This is a genomic window from Massilia sp. FBCC-B171 (assembly GCF_059134155.1).
This window is the reverse complement of the sequence record NZ_CP101443.1, coordinates 1,648,786-1,672,036: the sequence shown is the minus strand read 5'-3', so window position 1 is coordinate 1,672,036 and position 23,251 is coordinate 1,648,786. Positions and strand designations below refer to the sequence as shown.

19 protein-coding genes are annotated in these 23,251 nt (G+C 65.4%); 5 read left to right on the top strand and 14 right to left on the bottom strand.

The window, feature by feature from the left end; all coding sequences use genetic code 11:
- Window position 1: 1 nt before the first annotated feature.
- The 9 genes from truA to NMB41_RS07485 all read right to left on the bottom strand — a co-directional run bounded on the left by truA (window position 2) and on the right by NMB41_RS07485 (window position 11,614).
- Complete coding sequence (gene truA / locus NMB41_RS07525) at window positions 2-799, bottom strand: tRNA pseudouridine(38-40) synthase TruA (protein ID WP_494381850.1); 798 nt, start codon at window positions 797-799, stop codon at window positions 2-4.
- On the bottom strand, window positions 796-3,897 hold the full coding sequence (locus NMB41_RS07520) for a motility hub landmark protein FimV (RefSeq protein ID WP_494381849.1): 3,102 nt from the start codon (window positions 3,895-3,897) through the stop codon (window positions 796-798). Before NMB41_RS07520 ends, truA begins: the two co-directional genes overlap by 4 nt.
- Before the next feature lie 287 nt (window positions 3,898-4,184).
- Window positions 4,185-5,327 (bottom strand): aspartate-semialdehyde dehydrogenase, encoded by a 1,143-nt coding sequence (gene asd / locus NMB41_RS07515; RefSeq protein ID WP_494381848.1) that lies wholly within the window; start codon window positions 5,325-5,327, stop codon window positions 4,185-4,187.
- A gap of 25 nt (window positions 5,328-5,352) precedes the next feature.
- The gene (gene leuB, locus NMB41_RS07510) at window positions 5,353-6,429 is read right to left on the bottom strand and encodes a 3-isopropylmalate dehydrogenase (RefSeq protein WP_494381847.1); all 1,077 of its coding nucleotides are present in this window, start codon (window positions 6,427-6,429) and stop codon (window positions 5,353-5,355) included.
- A gap of 11 nt (window positions 6,430-6,440) precedes the next feature.
- The gene (gene leuD, locus NMB41_RS07505) at window positions 6,441-7,088 is read right to left on the bottom strand and encodes a 3-isopropylmalate dehydratase small subunit (RefSeq protein WP_494381846.1); all 648 of its coding nucleotides are present in this window, start codon (window positions 7,086-7,088) and stop codon (window positions 6,441-6,443) included.
- A 13-nt stretch (window positions 7,089-7,101) separates the two neighbouring features.
- Window positions 7,102-7,224, bottom strand: a complete 123-nt coding sequence (locus NMB41_RS07500) for an entericidin A/B family lipoprotein (RefSeq protein ID WP_494381845.1) — start codon at window positions 7,222-7,224, stop codon at window positions 7,102-7,104.
- Window positions 7,225-7,244: 20 nt separating this feature from the next.
- Complete coding sequence (leuC, locus tag NMB41_RS07495; RefSeq protein ID WP_494381844.1) at window positions 7,245-8,651, bottom strand: 3-isopropylmalate dehydratase large subunit; 1,407 nt, start codon at window positions 8,649-8,651, stop codon at window positions 7,245-7,247.
- Between the two features lie 228 nt (window positions 8,652-8,879).
- Complete coding sequence (locus tag NMB41_RS07490) at window positions 8,880-10,742, bottom strand: chemotaxis protein CheA (RefSeq protein ID WP_494381843.1); 1,863 nt, start codon at window positions 10,740-10,742, stop codon at window positions 8,880-8,882.
- Window positions 10,742-11,614 (bottom strand): protein phosphatase CheZ, encoded by an 873-nt coding sequence (locus tag NMB41_RS07485; RefSeq protein ID WP_494381842.1) that lies wholly within the window; start codon window positions 11,612-11,614, stop codon window positions 10,742-10,744. Before NMB41_RS07485 ends, NMB41_RS07490 begins: the two co-directional genes overlap by 1 nt.
- 387 nt (window positions 11,615-12,001) lie before the next feature.
- Here NMB41_RS07485 and NMB41_RS07480 point away from each other — a divergent pair, with 387 nt between their 5' ends.
- The 3 genes from NMB41_RS07480 to NMB41_RS07470 all read left to right on the top strand — a co-directional run bounded on the left by NMB41_RS07480 (window position 12,002) and on the right by NMB41_RS07470 (window position 14,436).
- The gene (locus NMB41_RS07480) at window positions 12,002-12,469 is read left to right on the top strand and encodes a universal stress protein (RefSeq protein WP_494381841.1); all 468 of its coding nucleotides are present in this window, start codon (window positions 12,002-12,004) and stop codon (window positions 12,467-12,469) included.
- A 77-nt stretch (window positions 12,470-12,546) separates the two neighbouring features.
- Window positions 12,547-13,191, top strand: coding sequence for a response regulator (locus tag NMB41_RS07475; protein ID WP_056332929.1), 645 nt, complete (start codon window positions 12,547-12,549; stop codon window positions 13,189-13,191).
- A 447-nt stretch (window positions 13,192-13,638) separates the two neighbouring features.
- Window positions 13,639-14,436 (top strand): Crp/Fnr family transcriptional regulator, encoded by a 798-nt coding sequence (locus NMB41_RS07470; RefSeq protein ID WP_494382807.1) that lies wholly within the window; start codon window positions 13,639-13,641, stop codon window positions 14,434-14,436.
- A 142-nt stretch (window positions 14,437-14,578) separates the two neighbouring features.
- On the opposite strand, the gene NMB41_RS07465 is transcribed toward NMB41_RS07470, so the two are convergent.
- The 3 genes from NMB41_RS07465 to NMB41_RS07455 form a co-directional block, all read right to left on the bottom strand.
- Window positions 14,579-15,691 carry a glycine zipper 2TM domain-containing protein gene (locus tag NMB41_RS07465; RefSeq protein ID WP_494381840.1) on the bottom strand — a complete coding sequence of 371 codons (1,113 nt, stop codon included), beginning with the start codon at window positions 15,689-15,691 and terminating at the stop codon, window positions 14,579-14,581.
- A 73-nt stretch (window positions 15,692-15,764) separates the two neighbouring features.
- The gene (gene pdeM / locus NMB41_RS07460; protein WP_494381839.1) at window positions 15,765-16,415 is read right to left on the bottom strand and encodes a ligase-associated DNA damage response endonuclease PdeM; all 651 of its coding nucleotides are present in this window, start codon (window positions 16,413-16,415) and stop codon (window positions 15,765-15,767) included.
- Window positions 16,412-18,868 carry a ligase-associated DNA damage response DEXH box helicase gene (locus NMB41_RS07455; RefSeq protein ID WP_494381838.1) on the bottom strand — a complete coding sequence of 819 codons (2,457 nt, stop codon included), beginning with the start codon at window positions 18,866-18,868 and terminating at the stop codon, window positions 16,412-16,414. The genes pdeM and NMB41_RS07455 overlap by 4 nt, the downstream gene beginning before the upstream one ends.
- 295 nt (window positions 18,869-19,163) lie before the next feature.
- Here NMB41_RS07455 and NMB41_RS07450 point away from each other — a divergent pair, with 295 nt between their 5' ends.
- Together NMB41_RS07450 and NMB41_RS07445 are read left to right on the top strand one after the other, a co-directional pair.
- Complete coding sequence (locus tag NMB41_RS07450) at window positions 19,164-19,400, top strand: hypothetical protein (protein ID WP_494381837.1); 237 nt, start codon at window positions 19,164-19,166, stop codon at window positions 19,398-19,400.
- Between the two features lie 88 nt (window positions 19,401-19,488).
- Window positions 19,489-20,544: a GGDEF domain-containing protein gene (locus NMB41_RS07445; RefSeq protein ID WP_494381836.1), complete on the top strand. Its 1,056-nt coding sequence runs from the start codon at window positions 19,489-19,491 to the stop codon at window positions 20,542-20,544.
- Window positions 20,545-20,551: 7 nt separating this feature from the next.
- Here the strand turns inward: NMB41_RS07445 and NMB41_RS07440 are convergent, their stop codons facing one another.
- Complete coding sequence (locus NMB41_RS07440) at window positions 20,552-22,192, bottom strand: ATP-dependent DNA ligase (protein ID WP_494381835.1); 1,641 nt, start codon at window positions 22,190-22,192, stop codon at window positions 20,552-20,554.
- On the bottom strand, window positions 22,185-23,243 hold the full coding sequence (locus tag NMB41_RS07435; RefSeq protein ID WP_494381834.1) for a ligase-associated DNA damage response exonuclease: 1,059 nt from the start codon (window positions 23,241-23,243) through the stop codon (window positions 22,185-22,187). Before NMB41_RS07435 ends, NMB41_RS07440 begins: the two co-directional genes overlap by 8 nt.
- Between the last annotated feature and the right edge of the window lie 8 nt (window positions 23,244-23,251).

Genomic DNA, 23,251 nt, shown 5'->3' with positions numbered 1-23,251 from the left:
CTCAGAAAGGCAGGGGCGAGACCGCCTCCTGCGGCAGTCCCCATCGTGGATCGTAATCGATTTTCGCGAAGTACAGGCCGTCGGGCATGAAGGTCGGCGCGGCGGCGTCGCGGTTGCGCGCTGCCAGCACCTCGGCCATCCAGCCCGGCTCCTGGCGGCCCAGGCCGACATAGATCAGCGCGCCCACCAGGTTGCGCACCATGTGATGCAGGAAGGCGGACGCGCGCACGGTGAAGACGATGATGTCGCCGCGGCGCTCGATGCGGATCTCCTGCATGTCCTTGATCGGCGTGTTGGCCTGGCAGCCCGCCGCGCGGAAGGAGGAAAAGTCGTGCAGGCCGATCAGGTGGCGCGCGGCCTCGATCATGCGCTCGACATCGAGCGGGCGAAATACCCAGCCGGCGCGCCCGGACAGCAGCGCCGAGGGCTGGGCATTGTTGTACAAGACGTAATGGTAGGTGCGCGAGCGCGCCGAATAGCGCGCGTGGAATTCCTGGCCGTCCAGCTCGGGCGGCATTTCTGCCGCCCAGCGCACGGCGATCGAATCGGGCAGGAAGGTATTCGTGCCGCGCACCCAGCTCGGCATCGGCCGATCGAGTTCGGTATCGAAGTGGACTACCTGCTCGATCGCATGCACGCCGGCGTCGGTGCGGCCGGCGCAGGTGGTGGCAAACTTGGTGCGGCCGAACTTCTCGAGGGCGATCTCGAGGCTGTCCTGGATGGTGTGACGGCAAGGCTGTTTCTGGTATCCATTCCAGCCGGTGCCGACGTACTGGAGTCCGAGTGCGATGCGTCTCACGCCAACTGTGCGCGCATGCTGCTGGCCCGGCTGGACTGTTCGACGTTGCCGCCCTTGATGACTTCGTCGAGCAATTCGCGCGCACCTTCCTTGTCGCCGATCTCCTGGTAGGCGATGGCTAGGTCCAGCTTGGTTTCCATTTCCATCTGCGCTGCGCTCAGCTCGGCCGTCGCCGTGGCGCCGGCAGGCGCTTGCGGCTCGCTCGAGGCGAAGTCGTTGGCAGGCAGGTCGAGGTCCATGTTCGACAGGTCGAAACGCGGCACCGGGGTGCCCGGGTTCGGGATCGCCGGCACGTCCGACAGCGCGAATGGATCGTCCTGCGGCGCAGCGGGTGCGGCCGGCTGGCCGAAGTCCATCATGTCGAGGTCGAACAGCGGATCCTTTTCAGCTGCCGCCAGCGCAGGGGCTTCCTGCGCCGGGGCTTCGCCGGCCGGCGCGGTCAGGTCGAGGCCGGTCGCGCCGAAATCGAAGACCGGGTCCTGGCGCTCGCCCACAGGCGTCGCCGGCGTGGTGTCGGACAGGCCGAAGTCCATCGCGTCGAGGTCGAACAGCGGATCCTTCAGGTCGGCAGACGCCGGCGCCGTGGCCGGTGCTTCCGGCAGCGGCGGCAGCTCGTTCAGGTCGAATTCTCTCGCCAGCTGGGCCATGCCGATGTCGGTGTTCGGGCCGCTCCTGGACAGGTCGAGCACGAACGCGTCGTCTTCGTTCTCCACCAGGGTCGCCGCGGACGGGCTGGCCACTGGCGCGTCGAAATTCATGTCGAAGGCGAGGTCGTCCAGGCTTTCGCTGCCGGCGGCTGCCGGGGCGCCGGATGGCGCGGCGCCGGCCGGGGTCTCGAGCGGCGCGAACGGCTCCATATCGAACTGCAGGTCAGGCACCGCGGTGGCGTCGTCATGCACGGCATTGGCCGTGCCGGTGGCCGCGACCGGCTCGAAGGAAAGGCCGCCGAGGTCGAAGTCGAGCAGGTTGTCGTCCGCCTTGGCGTCGGCTTTCGCCAGCGTCGCCTGCGGGAGTGCGGTGGCGTCGTGGTCCAGGCCCAGGCTGTCGAGGTCGAAACCATTGTCCAGCGGCGCGCCGGTGACGGCGTCGACGGTGGACGCCGGCTCGATGGCTTCGGCAGTGTCGGCGCGGCTGCGGAAGGCTTGCTCGAGCTGCTGCGACAGCATTGTCTGCGGGCCGCTGTCGCTGTCGATGGTGGCCGCGGCGATGCCGGCGCCAGCAACGGCGGCGCCGGCGGCCAGCGCCGCGCCCTGCAGGCCGGCGGCATACATCGGATTGGCCGCATCGAGCGTGTGGCCGAGCGCGGCGGCTTGCGCCCATTCGTCGCCCTTGCCGCCCGTCAGGCTATACAGTTCGGTCGCCTGGGTCTCGAAGGCACGCACGTCCTTGCGCGCCGCGTAGATCTCGAGCAGCTTCAGGCGCACCGGATGGCGGTACGGATCGTTGCGCAGCGCTTCCTTGAGGATGTCTTCGGCCTGGGTGTCGAAGTTGTATGCGAGGTACAGTTCGGCTTCGGCGAGCGGATCGACTTCGTTGGTGTCGAGCTGGCTGGCCGATGGCGCGAAGCTCGAGTTGAACACGCTGTCGTGGGTGTCGACGCTCTGGCCGCCGGTTTCGGCGAACATTGCCTGCGCCGGCTGGGCCGCGCTGCCGAGGATGGTCGGCGGCGTCGGCGTGGTCTCGACGACGACCTTCTTCTTGCGGCGCTGCGACAGGCCGAGGGCGGCCAGCAGCAGCACGGCGGCGCCCGCGCCCAGGTACAGGATATTGTCCATCAGCGTATCGGCCAGGCTGGTCTCGGCCGGCGCTTCGACGGCAGCAGGCTTGGGCGCGGTCTTGATGCGCGGCGCCGGTTTCGGCTGGGTGTCGGCCTGGGCCACGACGGTCGGCGCGCCGGGGACGACAGGCGTCGACACCGGCGCGCCGGCGGCGCGCTGGGTTGCGCTGGCGCCGGTCTGGCTCTTTACCGTGATCAGGCTTTCGAGGTCGTTGACGTTCTTTTCCAGCTCTTTCACGCGGGTCTGGGCGTCGGCCAGTTCTTTTTCCTTGGCCACCACGTCTTCGGCATTCGCCGTTGCGGCGCCCGTGGCCGGACGGCTCGGCGTCGCTTTCGACAGGCGCAGCTGGTCTTGCGATTCGTTGGCGGCGGTCGGGCGTTCCTCGACCCTGGAGGTGATGCGGCCGGTCGCGCTCTGCCCTGCCTGCGCCTCGCGCGCCGGGGCGCTGGTGGCGACCTGGCCGGCCAGCTTGGCGCGGTAGGCGTTGAAGTCGGCGGCGTGCGCGACCACCGTGCCGTGCGCGTCGCCGGCATCCAGGCCGCGCAGGCCGTCGGCGTCGGGCACCGACAGGATCTGGCCCGACTTCAGGCGATTCATGTTGTTGCCGATGAAGGCGTCCGGATTCGCCCGGTACAGGGCGACGAGCATCATGTCGAGCGAGACGTCGACGGGTTTCAGTTTGCCGGCGATGCGGCCGAGCGTGTCGCCTGCCTTGACGCGGTAGCGCGACGCAGCAGCGCCGCGTGCGGCCGGCTCGCCTGCAGTTTCTTCCGCGCGTGCGCCGCGCTGCGGGCGCGCAGCTTCGCTCGCCTGCGTCGGCGCGGGCGACGCGGCCGTGCCGCGTGCGGGACGCGCAGCCGGTACCGGCGCCACCTGCGCCGATTGCGTCGTGCGCAGTTCGGCCGGGTCGAGCAGGAAGGTGTATTCGCGCACCAGGCGCCCGTTATCCCAGGACAGCTCGAGCAGCAGGTCGATGAAAGGTTCGTTCAGCGGCTGCGGCGAGGTGATGCGCACGAACTGGCGTCCACCGCGCTGCTCGACAGCGAAACGCAGCGACAGCAGGGCAGGATTGAATTCGACGTTGGCGGCGCGGTAGGCTTCCGGGGTCGCGAGTTTGGCGACCAGGTTCGACGCTTCTTCGTTCGAGACGGCGGTCAGTTCGATCTCGGCGCGCAGCGGCTGGCCGAGGCTCGACAGGACTGTCAGCTTGCCCAGGCCTGCCGCGTTCGCAACTGACGTCAACAACACTGCACTGGCGACCGCTGCGGTAAGCGTTTTCAACGCGGACGACATGATCTGAGGGCGGCGGTTCAATGGCATAGAGTTCGATGCGAGATGGTTGGCAGGAAGGAAAGGACGGTTTCCCGGAGGTCTCAACATATCATCATGCACTGGAGCATGCAAGCTCTGCGGGGCGTAGGCTTGTGATTCTGTGGGGTGGATGCGTGATCGATAACGTTTCGATATCGTCTCTTGCAATGCTTGATTATCGGGGCACCAACAGGTCTGGTCGGAACGATAAGAGATATGCGGCCGGGATGGTGGATGCGCTGCGGTACGTAGGGTGGAATAAAGAAAACGCCCGGGGTGCGGGCGTTGGTCGATTCTTACTTGTCGAGCACGATGCGCAGCATGCGCCGCAGCGGCTCGGCCGCGCCCCAGAGCAGCTGGTCGCCGACCGTGAAGGCCGACAGGTAGCTTGGGCCCATCGACATCTTGCGCAGGCGGCCCACCGGAATCGTGAGGCTGCCGGTCGTCGCCGCCGGCGACAGGTCACGCATCGATGCTTCGCGCGTGTTCGGCACCACCTTCACCCACTGGTTGTGCGAAGCAATGATGTCGTTGATCTCATCTAACGGCACGTCCTTCGTCATCTTGATGGTCAGCGCCTGCGAGTGGCAGCGCATCGCGCCGATGCGCACGCACAGGCCGTCGACCGGAATCGCCGGTGCCTCGCCAGGCCTCGTCCCAAAGCCTTCGCCGCGGCCGAGGATCTTGTTGGTCTCGGCGCCTGCCTTCCACTCTTCCTTCGACTGGCCGTTGCCCAGGTCCTTGTCGATCCACGGGATCAGGTTGCCGGCCAGCGGCGCCCCGAACTGCTTGATCTCTTCAGGCGAGAAGCCATGCTGGGTCGCCAGCACCGCGCGGTCGATCTCGAGGATGGCCGAGGCCGGGTCGTCCAGCAGCGGTTTGACGGCGCCGTTGATGGTGCCAAATTGCGTGAGCAGCTCGCGCATGTGCTGGGCGCCGCCGCCGGATGCCGCCTGGTAGGTCATGGAGGTCATCCACTCGACCAGGCCTTGTTCGAACAGGCCGCCCAGGCCCATCAGCATGCAGGAGACGGTGCAGTTGCCGCCGACGTAGTTCTTCACGCCGCGCGTAATTGCATTCTTGATGACGTCGAGGTTGACCGGGTCGAGCACGATCACCGCGTCGTCGTTCATGCGCAGGGTCGAGGCAGCGTCGATCCAGTAGCCATTCCAGCCGCTGGCGCGCAGTTGCGGGAAGACCTCGCTCGTGTAGTCGCCGCCCTGGCAGGAGATGATGATCTCGCACTTCGACAGCTCGGCGACATCAAACGCGCTTTTGAGGGTGGTTTCGTTCTTCGCCATCTTCGGCGCCGCGCCGCCCGCATTCGAGGTGGTGAAGAACACCGGCTCGATGTGGTCGAAATCGCCCTCGTCCTGCATGCGCTGCATCAGGACCGAACCTACCATGCCGCGCCAACCTACCAGGCCTACTAACTTCATTTTATTCCCCGTTGTTTTGTATGAATTACCCGAGCGCGCGCACCACTGCGTCGCCCATTTGTTCTGTACTCACGCGCTGCGTGCCATCCTCGAATATATCCGGTGTACGCAATCCTTGCTGGAGGACGCGCTTCACAGCCGCTTCGATACGATCGGCCTGCTCGAGCTTGCCGAGCGAGAAACGCAGCATCATCGCGGCCGACAAAATGGTGGCCAGCGGGTTCGCGATGCCCTTGCCCGCGATGTCAGGCGCCGAGCCGTGCGAGGGTTCATACAAACCCTTGTTGTTGGCGTCGAGCGAAGCCGAGGGCAGCATGCCGATCGAGCCGGTCAGCATCGCGGCGCAGTCCGACAGGATGTCGCCGAACATGTTGCCGGTGACGATGACGTCGAACTTCTTCGGCGCGCGCACCAGCTGCATCGCGGCGTTATCGACATACATGTGTTCGAGCTCGACGTCGGCGTACTCCTTGTGCACGTCGGTGACGATGTCGCGCCAGAACTGGAAGGTCTCGAGCACGTTGGCCTTGTCGACGCTGGTCACGCGCTTGCCGCGCTTCTGCGCGGCCTGGAAGGCGACGTGGGCGATGCGGCGGATCTCGCCTTCGGCATAGCGCATCGTGTCGAAGCCCTCGCGCTGGCCTTTGAAGGGGCCGTCCGGGCACTCGCGCACGCCGCGCGGCTTGCCGAAATAGATGTCGCCGGTCAGCTCGCGGATGATCAGGATGTCGAGACCCGACACGACTTCAGGCTTCAGGGTCGAGGCGCCGGCCAGCTCGGGATACAGGATCGCCGGGCGCAGGTTGGCGAACAGGCCGAGCTCCTTGCGCAGTCCGAGGATCGCCTGTTCGGGACGCAGCGCGCGCTCGAGCGTGTCGTACTGGTAGTCGCCGACGGCGCCGAACAGCACGGCGTCAGCTTCCTTGGCCAGTTTCAGGGTCGATTCCGGCAGCGGATGGCCGTGCGCGGCGTAGCCCGCGCCGCCCACTTCCGCGCGCTCCATCTCGAAGGATTCGCCCAGCGCTTCGAGTACGCGCACGGCTTGCGCCATGATTTCGGGGCCGATGCCGTCGCCCGGCAGGATTGCGATTTTTTTTGACATGTGCGCTCTTGTTAAATCACGTTGGCCAGCCAGGGCTGGCGTGCCAGGTGGCGTTCTTCGAAGGCGCGGATCTCGTCGGCGTGACGCAGGGTCAGGCCGATGTCGTCCAGGCCGTTGAGCAGGCAGTATTTGCGGAAGTCGTCGATCGCGAAGCCGAAACCGATACGTCCGTCGGCACTGCGCAGCACCTGGTTTTCGAGGTCGACCACGAGACGGAACTGGCTGGCCGCCTTGACCTCGTTGAACAGCTGGTCGATCTGCGCTTCCGTCAGGACGATCGGCAGCAGGCCGCTCTTGTAGCAGTTATTGAAGAAGATGTCGGCGAAGCTCGGCGCGACGATCGCACGAAAGCCGTACTGCTGCAGCGCCCAGGGCGCATGCTCGCGCGAGGAGCCGCAGCCGAAGTTCTTGCGCGTGAGGAGAATGGAAGCGCCCTGGTACTGCGGCTGGTTCAGCACGAAGTCCGGATTGAGCGGGCGGTGCGTGTTGTCCTGGCCAGGTTCGCCATGGTCCAGGTAGCGCCACTCGTCGAACAGGTTGGGGCCGAATCCCGTTTTCCGGATCGACTTCAGGTACTGCTTCGGGATGATGGCGTCGGTGTCCACATTGGCGCGGTCGAGCGGCACCACCAGGCCTTCGTGTACGGTGAATTTGTCCATGTCCTCTCCCGGTTTATTTGCCGCCGGCGCCGGTGACGACCTTGCCGACCTTCTGCACGTCGCGGCCGAAGCCGGACACCGTATTGCAGCCCACAAGGACGAGGGCAAGCAGCGAGAGAGCGAATACTTTTTTCATGGTGGTCCTGTAGTCCGGTCTTAATTGTTCAAGGTGCGCACGTCGACGAAGTGGCCCGCGATGCCGGCCGCGGCGGCCATGGCCGGCGACACCAGGTGGGTGCGTCCGCCCTGCCCTTGGCGTCCTTCGAAATTGCGGTTCGAGGTCGAGGCGCAGCGTTCGCCCGGCTCCAGCCGGTCGGCGTTCATCGCCAGGCACATCGAGCAGCCCGGTTCGCGCCATTCGAAGCCGGCGGCCTTGAAGATCTTGTCGAGGCCTTCGCGTTCGGCCTGTTCTTTTACGAGACCCGAACCGGGCACCACCATCGCCAGCTTGACGTTCGAGGCGCGCTGGCGGCCGCGCACGACGCTGGCCGCTGCGCGCAAGTCTTCGATGCGCGAATTGGTGCAGGAACCGATGAAGACCTTGTCGATGCGGATGTCTTCGATGCGCGTGTTCGGCTGCAGGGCCATGTAGACCAGCGCCTTTTCCATCGCGTCGCGGCGCACGGCGTCCTTTTCCTGGTCGGGATCGGGCACGCGGCCGTCGATCGAGGTCACCATTTCGGGCGAGGTGCCCCAGGTGACCTGCGGACGAATCTGGGCCGCATCCAAGGTGACGACCATGTCGAATTTCGCGCCCGGGTCGGTGTGCAGGGTGCGCCAGTAGCTGACCGCCTGCTCCCACTGCGGGCCGGCCGGCGAATAGGGGCGCCCTTTCACGTAGTCGATCGTGGTGTCGTCCACGGCCACCATGCCGGCGCGTGCGCCCGCTTCGATCGCCATGTTACAGACTGTCATGCGCCCTTCCATCGACAGTGCGCGGATGGTCGAGCCGCCGAATTCGATGGCATAGCCCGTGCCGCCGGCGGTGCCGATGCGGCCGATCACGGCCAGCACGATGTCCTTCGCGGTGACGCCCAGCGGCAGCGCGCCGTCGACCTGCACCAGCATCGCTTTCGACTTTTTCGCCAGCAGCGTCTGGGTGGCCAGCACGTGCTCGACTTCCGAGGTGCCGATGCCGTGCGCGAGGCAGCCGAAAGCGCCGTGGGTCGAAGTGTGCGAGTCGCCGCAGACCACGGTCATGCCCGGCAGGGTCGCGCCCTGCTCCGGCCCGATCACGTGGACGATGCCCTGGCGCTTGTCGTTCATGTTGAAATAGGTGAGCCCGAAGCTCTTGGCGTTGGCGTCCAGCGTTTCGACCTGCAGGCGCGAGGTCGGGTCCGCGATGCCTTCGCGGCGGTCCGTGGTCGGCACGTTGTGGTCGGCCACGGCCAGGTTGGCCGAGGTGCGCCACAGGCCGCGGTTGGCTTCGCGCAGGCCTTCGAAGGCTTGCGGGCTGGTGACTTCATGCACCAGGTGACGGTCGATATACAGCACGGTGGTGCCATCGGCATCGGCACGCACCACGTGCGATTCCCAGAGTTTGTCGTAGAGCGTCTTTAACATGCTGTGTCCTGTGAACCGGCCGCTGGAAGAGTGGATTTTGATTATGCCATAATTGTGCACTGCGGCAGAAGCAGGCTTCTTTTGCAATTTTCTGCCAATAAAATTCGATACTTGCAAACAATATTTGCAAGCAGAGCACGCGATTCAAATAAAAAAAGCCTGCGCATCAGATGCACAGGCTTTTATTGCAAGGGCCGGCTTCGCCCTTTTTCACTTAATCAGTGCACTTTATGCAGCCATGCGCACCGTGCTGCGGCAGCCATCCATCAGGAAGGACAGGCCCACGACCAGCACCAGCTCGCCCTCGGCCGAACGTGCGGTGCCGGTGATGCCTTCCACCGTCAGCGCCGTCATCGGCTTGATCACCAGATCGGCCGTGCCATCGACCGCTTCCACCGCCAGGATATATGGCTGCGGCGCGTTGATGACGATGCCGACGCGTTCGATGGCTTCTTCGTAGCCGAGCGAGCCGGCCAGCGAACGCACCGGCAGCGGACGGCCCTGGTCTTTCAGCACCGGAGCGCCGCCGACCATCGAGAAGGTTTCCGGCAGTTCGACGACACGCTCGACCACCGCCATCGGCAGCGCCAGCGAGGCGCCCGAGGTGGAGACCAGCATCGTCGGCACGATCGACAGTTCGATCGGCAAGCGAATCGCGAACTTGGTGCCGTGGCCGAGCGAGGAATCGATGCGGATCGCGCCGCGGTTCTTTTCCACCGCCGTTTTCACAACGTCCATGCCCACGCCGCGGCCCGAGACCGAGGAAGCGACTTCCTTGGTCGAGAAGCCCGGCAGGAACACCAGCTGATACGCGTCTTCGTCGCTCTGGGCGCCGTTTTCGCCGATCAGGCCCTTGTCGATGGCTTTACGGCGCAGCTTGATCGGGTCCATGCCCTTGCCGTCGTCCTGCAGCACGATCATAACGCTGTTGGCTTCCTGCCAGGCTTTCAAGAGAATGAAGGCCTTCGCAGGTTTGCCGGCGGCGACGCGTTCCTGCGGCGATTCGACGCCGTGGTCGAGCGCGTTACGCAGCATGTGCACCAGCGGATCGTAGAGGCTGTCCACGACGACGCGGTCAACTTCGGTCTCGGCGCCTTCGATGGTCAGTTCGACTTCCTTGCCCAGGTCTTTCGCCAGTTCGCGCACCATGCGCGGGAACTTCTGGAACAGGCGCCCGACCGGCTGCATGCGGGTGGCCAGCGTGGCGCGCTGCAGTTCGGCCGAATAGCGCGAGGCGCGTTCCAGAGTTTCGGTCAGCGTCGCCATCAGGGTTGCGGCCTGGCCTTCGAACTTGAACTGCGCCAGGCGTTCGAGCAGCACGGCGGCCTGGTTGGCGGCCTGCACCGATTCGCCCGCCACTTCCAGCAGCGCGTCGAGTTTCACCGCATCGATGCGGATGCTTTCGTCTTTGGCCGGCGCGGTGGCGGCGACCTTTGCTTCGTTGCGGCGGTCGACGCCGTCCCAGCCGGCCTTGGCCGCCGGGGCGGCTTCGCCGGGCGCGGCCGGGGCTGCGGCAACCGCGGCCGTTTCCGGCGCGGCGGTCACAGGGGCAGCGTCCGCCGCGATGGCGAAGCCCGCCGGCACCACGGCGTTGTACATCGCAGGCCAGTCGAGACCATCTTCACCGGCGGCTGCAGTGGCGGCCACCGGCGCCTGCACGGCAACGGGAGCGACAGCGGCAGGCGCCGCGGCCGGGGCCACCTGCGCCTTGCCTTCGATGGCGTCGGTCAGGATGCGCTCGAGGTCCGCCGGCATCGGCGCCAGTTGTTCCGGCGTGGCGCCGTTGTTCAGGTCGTTCAGCTGGTCGGCAACAAAACCCGAGGCCTGCAGCGCGGCTTCGATCGACAGCGGCGTGACGGGCGCGGCGCCCGTGCGCAGCGCGTCGAACAGGTTCTCGGTCAGGTGGCAGGCCGCGACCAGCGCGGGCAGGCCCATGAAACCGGCACCGCCCTTGATCGTGTGGAACGAACGAAACACCGCGTTCAGCGTTTCCTTGTTCTCCGGATCGCGTTCGAGGCGCAGGAGGTGCTCTTCAACATTGACTGCCAGATCCATCGCCTCGACGACGAAGTCCTTGAGCATATCGTCCATTAGAATCCCAGATCGGCAAGAAGGTCGTCGACGTTATCCTGGTCCATCGCCGCTTCCGGCACGGACGGTCCCTGCATCAGTTCCACTGGTGCGGCTTCCTTCTCGGCCAGCTTGGCGCGCGTTGCCGGCGGTGCATTGTCGCGCAGCAGCTGAGCCAGTTCGTGCTCGACCGTCTTGGTGATGGTCACGACTTTCTTGATCAGCTGGCCGGTGATGTCCTGGAAGTCCTGGGCCATCATGATTTCCAGCAAACGCGCTTTTTCCGCTTCGGTCGCGTCCGAGACGGCTTGCGCGAACTGGCGCGAGTCGCCGGCCAGGGCCTTGAACTCGTCCAGGCTCAGCTTGCCTGCGAACAGGGCGTCCCAGCGGCCCGACATGTCCTGCGCCTGCTTGGACAGCTTGTCCTGCGCCGGCATGCCTTCGTCCAGGGTATTCAATACCTTGTTCGCGGCCTGCTCGGTCAGCGTGGCGACGTATTCCAGGCGGTCCTGGGCGTCGGTGATCTGCGAGGACGCTTCGGTCAGCGCGCGGTCGTAGCCCAGTTCGCGCAGCGAGTCGTGCAGCAGGCGCACGATGCCGCCCAGGCGTTCGTACATGTTCTTGTCGGTCTCGGCGCCTTCGCCGGCGGCGACGGATGCCATGTCAACACTGGCGACCGCCGCGGTGGCGACGGCGGCGGCATTGCCATTGTTGTTGTCGGCGGCCTGCGCCGGGACGGCGGAGGCAACCTGGTCGAACAGGGCTTCCAGGTCATCCTCGTCGGCGGCAGGCGCCGGCGCGGCCGCAGGAGCGGGCGCGGGAGCCGGCGCGCTGGCGCGCTGGGCAGCCACTTCCTCGAATAAGGCGTCGAAATCGTCGGCGGCGTCGGTCATAGTCCCTGCTTCTCCATAATATGAATGTGTCGCAATTTTTGCGTGCTTCGGTCCGGTGGTGCGGACTTCCGCGCGCGTCATGCAGTCGCTGGAAGCCCCAGAATTCAGAAAGTGAGTGTAGCAGCGTAGTTGCCGTAGGTAAATCTCGGAAAAAGCAATACGTCGAAATGGACAAGGAATCTTAATTCCGCGACAATAAAACCGTGCACTTACTGAATATTTTCACAAGTCAGGTGTTGTTTTGTGGTCGCGTCGATTGTGTAAGCTTTTTCTAGGCGTTCCGGCGAAGCGAGCTCGTGTTTGAGCAAAGTCAACAGGTTGCGCTATCGCAAGCCCGGAACACGGAGTAGCAGCCACAATGGCGTGGCGTTTCATGGGGGGCTCATCATGTACCGGAAAATCCTGATTACCACCGACGGTTCCGCCGTCTCCCAGCACACGGCCTGCGCCGGGGTCAAGTTCGCGCACCAGATGGGGGCCGAGGTACTGGCCCTGTTCGTCGCGCCCGACTACCAGTATCCGGTCTACGTCGAGATCATCCCGCCTTCCTACCCGAGCGAGGAGGACTATATTGCACAAATGCGGCGCACCGGCGAAGACTACATGGGCAAGATCATGCGCTCCTGCGAGCAGGCTGGGCTCAAGCACAGCTGCATGACGGCGTTTTCCGACGCTACGGCCCTGAAAATCGTCGACGTCGCCGAACAGGAAGCCTGCGACCTGATCTTCATGGGCTCGCACGGGCGCAGCGGCTGGGGCCAGATCCTGCTGGGCAGCGTCACGAATAAAGTGTTGTCGCATACTACCAAGCCGGTGCTGGTGCACCGGCTGATCAACGAGCCAGCCTCAGCCTGACGCCGGCGCCGGCACGCCGCGCCGCGGCGTGCACTATATAGAAGCCGCGGTGCGCCGCGGCGCAGGGGGAAGCATTCATGATAAGAATCGTCATTGCAGATGATCATACGATCATGCGCGAGGGGCTCAAGCGAATCCTCGACGGTGCGCTCGACGTCGAAATCGTCGGCGAGGCCACCAACGGCTTCGAAGTACTGTCGCTGGTGCGCCAGGGAGGCTTCGACCTGCTGCTGCTCGACCTCTCGATGCCCGGGCGCAGCGGCGTCGACCTGATCCGCCAGGTACGCAGCGAGGCGCCCAAGCTGGCCATTCTCATCCTGACGATGCACGAGGAAGAGCAGTATGCGGTGCGCGCGATCCGCGCCGGCGCCCAGGGGTATCTCACCAAGGAAAGCGCGGGCACCCAGCTGGTGGGGGCGATCCGCAAGGTCGCCTCGGGCCGGCCGTATATCAGTACCGAAGTGGCCGAGCAGCTGGCGCTGAACATCATGGCGCCCAACGAGCAGCTCCTGCACAAACAGTTGTCGGACCGCGAATTCGAGGTGTTTTCGCTGCTGGTGGGAGGAAAATCGATCACCGAGATCGCCAACAACCTGCATTTGTCGGTCAAGACCGTCAGCACCCACAAGACGCGCATCATGCAAAAGATGGGCATGACCTCGCTGTCGGAAATGGTGCAGTATGCCGTTGCCCACCGGCTGCTGGCGCCGCTGAAGGCCTAGGCAGGTGTTGTATGTTTGTTGGCAGGCGCCCTGCTTCAGGGCGAAAAACGTTTGACAGCGGCGGGCGGGCATTGTGCCTTGCCCGCCACGCTGACCGTTCAGGATCACTGCATCTGCAGCAAGTATTCGGACCAGATTTCGCCCCGCAACGCCCCGATTTAGTAAGAATATTCCTACACTGCTGCGCCCTCTCCTACCGATACATTCAGCCATTGCTGATACCAATGCCGAACTCGTGTTGGCATACTGAATTCAGCGTATCGACTTGCTTGCGATCTAATTTTTCTCCGTAAGCCAAGCCTGCCGCTTGATGAATCCTATTGAAGCACCCGGAAGCGGCATTCACTGACTGGGCCGCACCGACAGATTTCTTCACTGGAGAAGAGCATGCAGTCCCAGCAAACGCCAGAACAACGCAACGCCACGTCGACCATGCACTCCACGCCAATGGAGGCAGGACGCCAACGCCAGGGCCGCCTGTGGTCCAACCTGAAGGAAGTGTGCGACCTGCTGCACATCCCGACCGCGGTATCGATCAATTCCGAAGAATTATTGTTCCAGCACGTACAGTTCAAGACCGGCCAACGCGTCCACACCATTGGCCAGGCCTTCGATACCTTGTACATCGTCAACTCCGGCTTCCTGAAAACGGTGCTGATCGACGAGTTCGGCAACGAACAGGTGCTGAGCTTCCCGATGAAGGGCGACATGCTCGGCGTCGACGGCATCCATACCCGCCACTATGCCTCCGAAGCCGTGGCCCTGTCCGACTGCGACCTGATCCTGCTGCCATTCAAGAAACTGACGGCACTGGGCCGCGTGCACATGGAGCTGGAAAACCTGATGTACGGCGTCATGAGCCGCGAGCTGGTGCGCGAGCAAGCCATGATCGGCATGCTCGGCGCCCTCTCCGCCGAGGCACGCGTGGCCCGCTTCCTGGTCTCGCTGGCCGACCGTTTCGCCGCCATGGGCTATTCGAGCAAGCTGTTCAACTTGCGCATGACGCGCCACGAGATCGGCAGCTACCTGGGCCTGACGCTGGAAACGGTGAGCCGCACCTTGTCGGCCTTCAACGAAATCGGCCTGATCACGGTCGACCAGCGCACCATCGGCATCAAGGACGCGGAAGCCCTGAAAACCCTGCGCCGCCTGCCACCCTCGCGCTCGCGCACCAAGGCCGCCGGCGCCAAGGCGAAGGCCGAGCTCGACGCGGCCGGCGACGACCAGGTGCTTGCAACGGCGTGATTGGCAGCCGGTTCAGTCCGGTAAATGAAAACAGCTCCGACACGGTGGTTTCTTCAAGAGACCATCCTGTCGGAGCTGTTTTTTATTGCGGTCGCGGATTTGCATGGTGGACACGGCGTGCCCACCATCGGTAAAGCCCGTTTTATTGATCGCGCGACAGCACCCCATTGTTGACGCGCACCGCGTCGCCGGCGCGGAAGCCCGGATCGTTTTCATACTGCAGGGTCTGGGTCGCGCCATTGCCGGTGTAGCGCACCACGACTTCATAGCGCTGGCTCTGGCCCTGGTTGCGCTGGACGTTGTTGCCCACCACCCCGCCGGCGACGGCGCCGGCCACCGTGGCCGCCTTGCGGCCGCTGCCGCTGCCGACCTGGTTGCCGAGCAGGCCGCCGATGACGGCACCCGCCGCAGTGCCAAGATAATTGCCGTTACCGGCCACTTCCACCACGTTCACGGCCTCGACGGTCGCGCAGCTGGTGCAATAGCGCGCAGCGCGCGGCGCGGCTGTGGCGACGATGGGCGCCGCCACCTGGCGCGGCGTGCTGGCCAGCAGCGGACGGCCCAGCACCTGCGTCGTGTAGCGGCCGTTGGCGCGGATGGTGGCCGTCACGCGGCTGTCCGGGGAAATGCGGTCGTCGCGGCGGATCCGGTAATCGGCCGAATATTCGCCGGCACGCACTTCCGGCAGGAAGAACACGCCGCGCGCGCCGACCATGGTCAGCTCGACCCGGGCGCCTGGGGTGCCAAAGACGGAAAAGCCGAGCTCATTGCCCGGTGCCAGCTCGTCACTGGCGCGCACTTCGAAACGCTCGATGCGCGGCACGCCGGCCAGGTCGCCGCGGCGTTCCTGGCGCGGGCCGCCGCGGCGCACCACCGATTCGCTCAGCACGTCGGTCGCAACACGGTTGCCTATGCGCAGGTTGGCGGTGACGGCGCTGCTGTTCGTGATGCGGTCGCGCACGCCGATGGTATAGGTGCCGACGTACTGGCCGGGTTCGGTTTCCGTCATATACAGGTTGCGCGTGGCGCCGTCGATGCGCAGTGTCGCATTGCCGCCAGGGGTGCCGTACAGGTCGAAATGCAGTTCGACGCCGGGCGCCAGGCGCCGCACTTCGTCGACATTGAAGCCGCGGATGGCGGGAGCGGAACGGTCGCGGTCATATTGCTGGGCATGCGCGGCGGTCGGCGCCAGCGTCAGCGAGCACAGCGGTAATAGCGCGACCAGCGTGGTGGTCAGGGTGCGGCGAAGTTTCATGGTGCGTCTCCTTATGGTGGGCCAGACTTATCGTACTTACACGGTACGCCAATGCCCACGAGGAAACAGTGCGCTACCGTACGCTGTGCACGGCCTCGCCTGAGGTGACGAAAATGGCATCGCCGGCTTCGCGCGTGACGACGTGCCCGCCGGTAAAGGAACCGAACGAAGGCAGGATCATGCGCTCGCTGCCGACGACAAAGCACGGCAGGCGCAGCGAGTCAAAACGCGTCGCCAGCACCCAGGCCGGATGGATGTGGCCGGCCAAAGCATAGCCGCCGGTATCGACATCCGGGTGATGGCAGAACGCGAACGGCCCCACCCTGTGCGGCTCGTCCACCAGCTCGATGCCGAGCACGGCGGCCGGGTCGCCCGCGTGCTTGTCGTGGTTGCCGCGCACCAGGGTCAGGCGCAGGTCGCGCCGCCGGTCGCGCCAGGCCAGCATCGCCTGCTGGGTGCTCGACGCGTGCGCCGCGCGTGCATGGAGAAAATCGCCGAGGAAGACCACGTGCCGCGCGCCATGGCGGTCGATCAGGGCGTCGAGCCCGAGCAGGTTTTCGGTGGTGGTGCCGCGCGGCACCGGGATGCCCAGGGCGCGGAAGGAGGCGGCTTTTCCGAAGTGGATATCGGCAATGATCAACATCTGTTGCGCCGGCCAGAACACGGCTTTTTCGGGCAGGAGCAATAAGCGCTCGCCCGCGATCTCAACAACCGAACTCGTCATACTTCTGCAGCTTTCTCCAGTTCGCGCACCATGCGCGCCACGCGGTCGTTCAGTTTTTCTGTACTGATTTTTTCGCGGAAGCGCTCGACCATCAGCGCGAAACCGAAGGGCGTCGCGCGTTTAACGACACGATACGCCACTTTGCGTGCATGCAGTTCGGACAGCGTATCGCGCAGGCGGGTCAATTCCAGTTCCTGCTCCAGCACTTCGCGCTGCGCCTGGGTCAGCAGCAGATTGCCCGCGTCGTGCTTGCGGAAGACTTCGAAGAACAGGGAGGACGAAGCTTGTACCTGGCGGTTCGATTTCGGCTGGCCCGGATAGCCCTGGAACACCAGCCCGGCAATGCGCGCCACTTCCCGGAAGCGCTGTTGCGACAGCTGGGTCGCGTTCAAACTATCCAGCACGTCCTCCAGCAGGTGCTCGGTGTCGAACAGGCCAACGCCCGCCCCGGTGGCCGCCGCAAATTCGCGCTCCCAGTCGACCGGTTCGGGTGCCATCAGCTCGAAGCCGTAATCGTTGATCGCAATCGAAAACGTGATCGGCTGGCGCCGCCCGATGCGGTAGGCGAACAGCGAGGCCAGACCCATGTGCACCGACCTCCCCGCGAACGGATAGACGAACAGGTGGTAGCCCTCGCGGCTCTTCATCGATTCGAGCACCAGGGTGTCGAGCGTGGGCAGGGCCGACCATCTTTCCTGGATCTCCAACAGCGGCCGGATCGCCTGCATTTCCGGCCCCTCGAAGCGCCCTTCGGCGGCCTGGCGCAGCTGCTCGAGGGCGGCGTGGGCCAGTTCCGACGACATCGGCATCTTCGCTCCCTGCCAGCGCGCGATCGCCCCGCGCGACCCCGTGGCGCGCTTCACGAAGGCCGTCATCTCGTGCACGCGGATGAATTCGAGGATGCGCCCGCCGAACAGGAAATGGTCGCCCTGTTTCAGGCGCGAGATGAAGGACTCCTCCATGCTGCCGATGCGTCCGCCGCTCATGTACTTGATCTGGATGGTCGCATCCGAGACGATGGTGCCGATGCCCATCCGATGACGGCGCCCGATGGCGGTGTCGGGCACGCGGTAGACGCCCTCCTCGTCCGGCAGCACACGCCTGTATTCCGGATACACGGTCAGGCTCTGGCCACCGCGCGCGACGAAATCGAGCGCCCACTGCCACTCTTCCTCGGTCAGGTGCCGGTAGGACCAGGCGCGCCGCACTTCCTGATAAAACTCCTCGGAGCGAAAGCCCCCGCCCAGGGCGACGGTGACCATGTGCTGCACCAGCACGTCGAAGGGCTTGTTCGGCACATAGCGGCCCTCGATGCGGCGCGCGGCGACGGCCACCTTGGCGCCGGCCGCCTCCAGGATTTCCATGCTGTTGGTCGGCACCAGGGTCACGCGCGAGACGCGTCCCGGCGCGTGCCCGCTGCGCCCCGCGCGCTGCAGCAAGCGCGCGATACCCTTGGCGCTGCCGATCTGCAGCACGCGCTCGACCGGCAGGAAGTCGACGCCGAGATCGAGGCTGGCGGTGCAAATCACGGCCTTCAGTTCGCCCTTTTTCAGGCCCATCTCGACCCAGTCGCGCACCTCGCGCGCGAGCGAGCCGTGGTGCAGCGCGATCACGCCGGCCCAGTCGGGCCGCGCTTCCAGGATGTTCTGGTACCAGATCTCGGACTGGGAGCGCGTATTCGTAAACACCAGGGTCGCGTCGTAATGCTCGATCTCGTCGATCACGGGTTTCAGCATCTGCAGGCCCAGGTGCCCGCCCCAGGGGAAGCGCGCCACGTCCTTCGGGATCAGGGAGTCGACGACGATCTGCTTTTTGGTGTCGCCTTCGACCAGCACGCCGGGCGCGTCGCCGAGCAGCACCTGGCGCGCGAGGTCGAGGTCGCCCATGGTCGCCGACACGCCCCAGATGACGAGGCCTGGGCGCCAGTAGCGCAGGCGCGCCAGCGCCAATTGCACCTGCACCCCGCGCTTGCTGCCCATCAGCTCATGCCACTCGTCGATGATGATCATGTCGAGATGCTTGAACTGCTCGCTTGCCGCCGCATGGCTGAGCAGCAGCGACAGGCTTTCCGGCGTCGTGATCAGCGTGGAGGGCATGCTGCGCGACTGGCGCGCGCGCTCGGCCGAGCCGGTGTCGCCGGTGCGGGCGCCGACGGTCCAGTCGGGCGCCAGCGCCGCCGCCGACTCTTCGAGCGCGCGCTGGGTATCGGCAGCGAGCGCGCGCATCGGCGTGATCCACAGCACGCGCAGGCCGCTCATGCGGCCTTTGCTCAAGGCCCCGCGCTGCAGGGCCGCCAGCCAGACGGCATAGGTTTTACCGGCGCCCGTGTTCGCGTGCAGCAGCCCGGACTGGCCGGCGAGCGCCGCCTTCCAGACCTCTTTTTGAAATGGAAAAGCTTTCCAGCCGCGCGACGCGAACCACTCCTTGACCGCTGTTTTGGTAGGCCCGCTCATGTACCCGCGCTGCCCGCCGGCCGGACGCGGATGCTTCTCGATTGATCGCGCTTCAACATTCGTGCCTTATCCTCAGCTGCCTTCAAAAAAAAATGCCTCCTCGCGGGGCCTCAGGCCGAGTCTATCAAATGAGACCGTCAGGCGGCGCAAGCCTCCCGTGCCTGGCGGAAGAGGCCGATTGAAGGACCGGGCGCGCGCCAGAAAGTGCTAGGGAAAGTGGGGGCATGCGAGTATGGTCAATTCAAGCAGCGGATGCCTGAACCTGGCATACGCAGCCCTGATCGAGGTAGACAATATGAACAAGCGTCAAAAACGAACCGATATCGGTACCGCCAACGTCGTTAGCCGCGGCGTCAACATCCTAGCCGTGCGCGACCGGTCCCTGGCGCAGAACTACATGGAATGCAAGGATGTCCCTGCCGGCGTCGTCAAGCGTGTGCTCGACCAACCCGGGTCGCGGCGCGCACCGAGTGCGGCGCAGGTGATTTCGGAAGCCATTACGCCCCTCCCCGCGCGCCATCGCGACGACTAGTCCACGGGCCTGCTTGCCTGCCGTTCGGCGCCAGAGCATGGCCCGAACAGCAGGCGGCGCAGGGCAATGACGAAGGAGGAAGATTGCGGTGAAAGCGCAGCAACTCGACGCGGCCCAGATGCGTATCATGCTCAGCCTGGCGCGCGAGCTGTTCCAGGCCGACGAGGTGAGCAGTTCGCTGCGGCTGGTTGGCCGCACCGTGGTCGACCTAGTCCGGTCCGATTCGGCCTTGCTGCTGTTGCGCGCAGAGCGGCTCGAGATCGCGGCGTTCGACGCTCGCGGCGCCCTGCAGGCAGCCAGCACTGAGCACCCCTTGTATGAAGCAGGCATTGCCCTGATGTCCGACGTCGCCGCAGCGACGGCCGGCAATACGCGCGCCGATGGCCAGTGCGAAGACGTCGGCATGCGCACGCTGACCCTTGCTGTGCCTGCACATGCCGCGGTCGCCGCCCTGGCCGTCGCGTGGGACCACGACCTGACCCAGGCGGAGCTCGGCCGGTGCAGGCGCACGCTCTCCATGATCCTGGAACTGGCGGCCGCCGCGCTGGGCAAGATCGAGTCGCGAAGCTCGCTCGAACGCCTCGTGTCGGACCAGTCCGCGCAGATCGCGACCACCACCATGACGCACGCTGCGGAACTGGCGCAACGCGACGAAGTGACGTCCGAAATGCGCATGCTGTCGCTGACCGACGTGCTGACCGGGCTGTACAACCGGCGCGGCTTCTTCCTGCAGGCAGAGCGTCTGTTCAAGGTGGCGCGCCGCAAGCGCGCGAAAAGCGCCGTCATCTTCGCCGACGTCGATGGCCTCAAGCGCGTGAACGACGACCTCGGCCACGACGCCGGCGATGGCCTGATTCGAGACGCAGGCATGGTGCTTCGCCAGTCCTTCCGCCAGGCAGACGTCGTCGCGCGCCTGGGTGGCGACGAGTTTGTCGCCTACACCCTCGACGACGAGCAGCCCGCTGTGATTCTCGAACGCATACGGGCCAGGGTGCATGCTATCAACCTGCAGGCGCAGCGGCCTTATGTCCTGTCGATGAGCGCAGGACTGGTGCAGTGCGATCCCTGCGGCGCACAGAGCCTGTCGGACTATGTGCTGCTGGCGGACGAGCAGATGTATGTCCAGAAACGCTGCCGGCCCTAGCGGCGTCTCAGGCTGCGGCAGCCGCCAGCAAGCCTTTCAATGTGTCGAGCGTATCGGCATCCTCAACCGTCTTGTCGTCGCGCCGGCGCAGGATGCGCGGGAAGCGCACGGCAATGCCGGCCTTGTGGCGCGAAGACAGCGCGATGCCCTCGAAGCCGATCTCGAACACCATCGTCGGTTTGACGGAGCGCACCGGCCCGAATTTTTCGACCGTCGTCTTGCGGATCGCATTGTCGACCTGGGCGATCTCGGCATCCGTCAGGCCGGAATAGGCTTTCGCGAAGGGCACCAGCTTGCGCTCGCCGTGGCCTTCGTCGTCGTCCCAGACCGCAAAGGTGTAGTCGGTGTAGAGCGAGGCGCGCCGGCCGTGCCCGGCCTGGGCGTAGATCAGCACAGCATCGATCGAGTAGGGATCGACCTTCCACTTCCACCAGGTGCCGACATCCTTGGTGCGCCCGACGCCATACTGGGCGCTTTTCGCCTTGACCATCATGCCCTCGACGCCGCGGTTGCGCGACTCCGTGCGCAGCAAAGCCAGCGCTTCCCAGCTCTCGGCGTGGATCAGCGGCGAAATCTTCAGCTGCGGCTGGTCGATGGCGGCCACTTGCGTCTCCAGCAGCGCGCGCCGTTCGTGCTGGGGCAGCGCGCGCAGGTCGACGCCGTCCAGTTCCAGCAAGTCGTAGCAGACCAGCACCGCCGGCAGTTCAGCGAGTAGCTTGGCCGATAAAGTCTTGCGGCCGATCCGGCGCTGCAGTTCGGCGAAGGGCGCCGGCACGTCGTTCGCGTGGTCCCAGACCAGCACCTCGCCATCGACCACCGTGCCCTCGGGCAGGCGCACGCTGCACAGCTCGGGGAAGCGGTCGCTGATCAAATCCTCGCCGCGCGACCACAGGTAATTCAGTGCGCCGCGCCGCACCAGCTGGGCGCGGATGCCGTCGTACTTCCACTCGACCTGCCAGTCGTTCAATTCGCCCAGCGCTTGCGGGTCGCCCTGCAGCTGGTGCGCGAGGAAGAAGGGATAGGGCTGGCCGCCGCGCAGCTTGTGCTCTTCATCCGACTGCGCCGCGATCAGCTGCAGGAATTTGGCGGCGGTCGGGCGCACGCTGCCGTCGGTCCAGCCCATCAGGCGCTGGGCGACCAGTTTGCTGTCGACGGCCGCAATCGCGGCCAGCGCGCGCGTCACCAGCAGCTTCGACACGCCGACCCGGAAGCCCCCGCCGATCAGTTTGGAGAACAGGAAGCGCTCGGGCGTGGTCAGCTCGTTCCAGTAGCTGAACAAGGCTTCGCGGATCACGGCTGGATCGGCGCCGCGCAGGGGCCCGATCCGCTCCGTCATCCATTCGGCCAGGCCGACGTCGCTGTGATGTTCGGCCGGCGGCAGGATGTGGGCGATGGTCTCGGCCAGGTCGCCGACCGCGTGGTAGGACTCGTCGAACAGCCACTCGTCGAGCACCGCGTACTCGATCGCGAACTGGCGCAGCAGCTTGGTCGGCACCGCCTGGCGCGGCTTGCCGCCGGCGAGGAAATAGACGGCCCAGGCGGCGTTTTCGGGCGCGGCAGTGGAAAAATACTGCTGCAGGGCTTCGAGCTTGCGGTTGGTGGCGGTGGTTTCGTCGAGTTCGGCGAACAGGCGGGCAAACTCACGCATCGTTCGATTCCTTGGCGACGGCCGCCGCTTCCGCGCTTTCGGCCGGCTGCGGCGCGATGCCGACGTCGTCATCGTCGTCGCCGTATTCGGTGTCGAAGCCGGCCGCGTCCAGGCCTTGCTGGCAGAGCCAGCGCACCATGACCGGAATCGAGCCGTGGGTGACGATGATGCGCTGGGCGCCGGTGGCGGCGATGGCCGACATCAATCCCGGCCAGTCGGCGTGGTCCGACAGGACAAACCCGCGGTCGACGCCGCGCCGCCGGCGTGCGCCGCGCAGCTGCATCCAGCCGCTGGCAAAGGCGTCGCTGTAGTCACCGAAGCGCTTCATCCAGCTTGACCCGCCCGCCGAGGGTGGCGCAACCACGATGGATTGCTTGAGCCCCGCCTTGTCGATGTCGCTTACCAGCAGGGTCGGCGGCAGGTCGATGCCGCCTTCGCGGTAGACGCGGTTAAGGGGTTCGACCGCGCCGTGGCAGACGATCGGCCCGATCGAGGGGTCGAGCCCGGACAGGATGCGCTGGGCCTTGCCGAAGGAATAGCCGAAGATGACGCTGCAGCGTCCCTCGTCGGCATTCTTTTTCCACCAGCGGTTGATGTCGTCGAAAATCGACTGCTCGGGATCCCAGCGGTAGATCGGCAAACCAAACGTGGACTCGGTGATGAAGGTATCGCAGCGCACGGGCTCGAAGGGTGCGCAGGTTTTATCCGGTTCGATCTTGTAGTCGCCGGACGCGACCCAGACTTCGCCCTGGTATTCCATGCGCACCTGGGCCGAACCCAGCACGTGCCCTGCCGGATGCAGGGAGATGGTGACGCCGTTGTGCACCACGGTCTCGCCATATTCCAGGCCGTCGACCGAGATCTCGCCCAGGCGCGAACGCAGCACGTGCACGCCGCTGGCGGCGGTCAGGTATTTGCCATGGCCGACACGCGCATGGTCGCCGTGGGCATGCGTGATCACGGCGCGCTCCACGGGGCGCCAGGGGTCGATATAAAACCCGCCAGGGACGCAGAACAGCCCCTCCTTGCGTACTACGACCATATCTCCCATGCGATCCT

Bases quoted from the DNA above. Each gene is read 5' to 3' on its own strand.
- NMB41_RS07520 (WP_494381849.1), bottom strand. From the start codon at position 3,897: ATGCCATTGAACCGCCGCCCTCAGATCATGTCGTCCGCGTTGAAAACG.
- asd (WP_494381848.1), bottom strand. From the start codon at position 5,327: ATGAAGTTAGTAGGCCTGGTAGGTTGGCGCGGCATGGTAGGTTCGGTC.
- leuB (WP_494381847.1), bottom strand. From the start codon at position 6,429: ATGTCAAAAAAAATCGCAATCCTGCCGGGCGACGGCATCGGCCCCGAA.
- leuD (WP_494381846.1), bottom strand. From the start codon at position 7,088: ATGGACAAATTCACCGTACACGAAGGCCTGGTGGTGCCGCTCGACCGC.
- NMB41_RS07500 (WP_494381845.1), bottom strand. From the start codon at position 7,224: ATGAAAAAAGTATTCGCTCTCTCGCTGCTTGCCCTCGTCCTTGTGGGC.
- leuC (WP_494381844.1), bottom strand. From the start codon at position 8,651: ATGTTAAAGACGCTCTACGACAAACTCTGGGAATCGCACGTGGTGCGT.
- NMB41_RS07490 (WP_494381843.1), bottom strand. From the start codon at position 10,742: ATGGACGATATGCTCAAGGACTTCGTCGTCGAGGCGATGGATCTGGCA.
- NMB41_RS07485 (WP_494381842.1), bottom strand. From the start codon at position 11,614: ATGACCGACGCCGCCGACGATTTCGACGCCTTATTCGAGGAAGTGGCT.
- NMB41_RS07480 (WP_494381841.1), top strand. From the start codon at position 12,002: ATGTACCGGAAAATCCTGATTACCACCGACGGTTCCGCCGTCTCCCAG.
- NMB41_RS07475 (WP_056332929.1), top strand. From the start codon at position 12,547: ATGATAAGAATCGTCATTGCAGATGATCATACGATCATGCGCGAGGGG.
- NMB41_RS07470 (WP_494382807.1), top strand. From the start codon at position 13,639: ATGGAGGCAGGACGCCAACGCCAGGGCCGCCTGTGGTCCAACCTGAAG.
- NMB41_RS07465 (WP_494381840.1), bottom strand. From the start codon at position 15,691: ATGAAACTTCGCCGCACCCTGACCACCACGCTGGTCGCGCTATTACCG.
- pdeM (WP_494381839.1), bottom strand. From the start codon at position 16,415: ATGACGAGTTCGGTTGTTGAGATCGCGGGCGAGCGCTTATTGCTCCTG.
- NMB41_RS07455 (WP_494381838.1), bottom strand. From the start codon at position 18,868: ATGAGCGGGCCTACCAAAACAGCGGTCAAGGAGTGGTTCGCGTCGCGC.
- NMB41_RS07450 (WP_494381837.1), top strand. From the start codon at position 19,164: ATGAACAAGCGTCAAAAACGAACCGATATCGGTACCGCCAACGTCGTT.
- NMB41_RS07440 (WP_494381835.1), bottom strand. From the start codon at position 22,192: ATGCGTGAGTTTGCCCGCCTGTTCGCCGAACTCGACGAAACCACCGCC.
- NMB41_RS07435 (WP_494381834.1), bottom strand. From the start codon at position 23,243: ATGGGAGATATGGTCGTAGTACGCAAGGAGGGGCTGTTCTGCGTCCCT.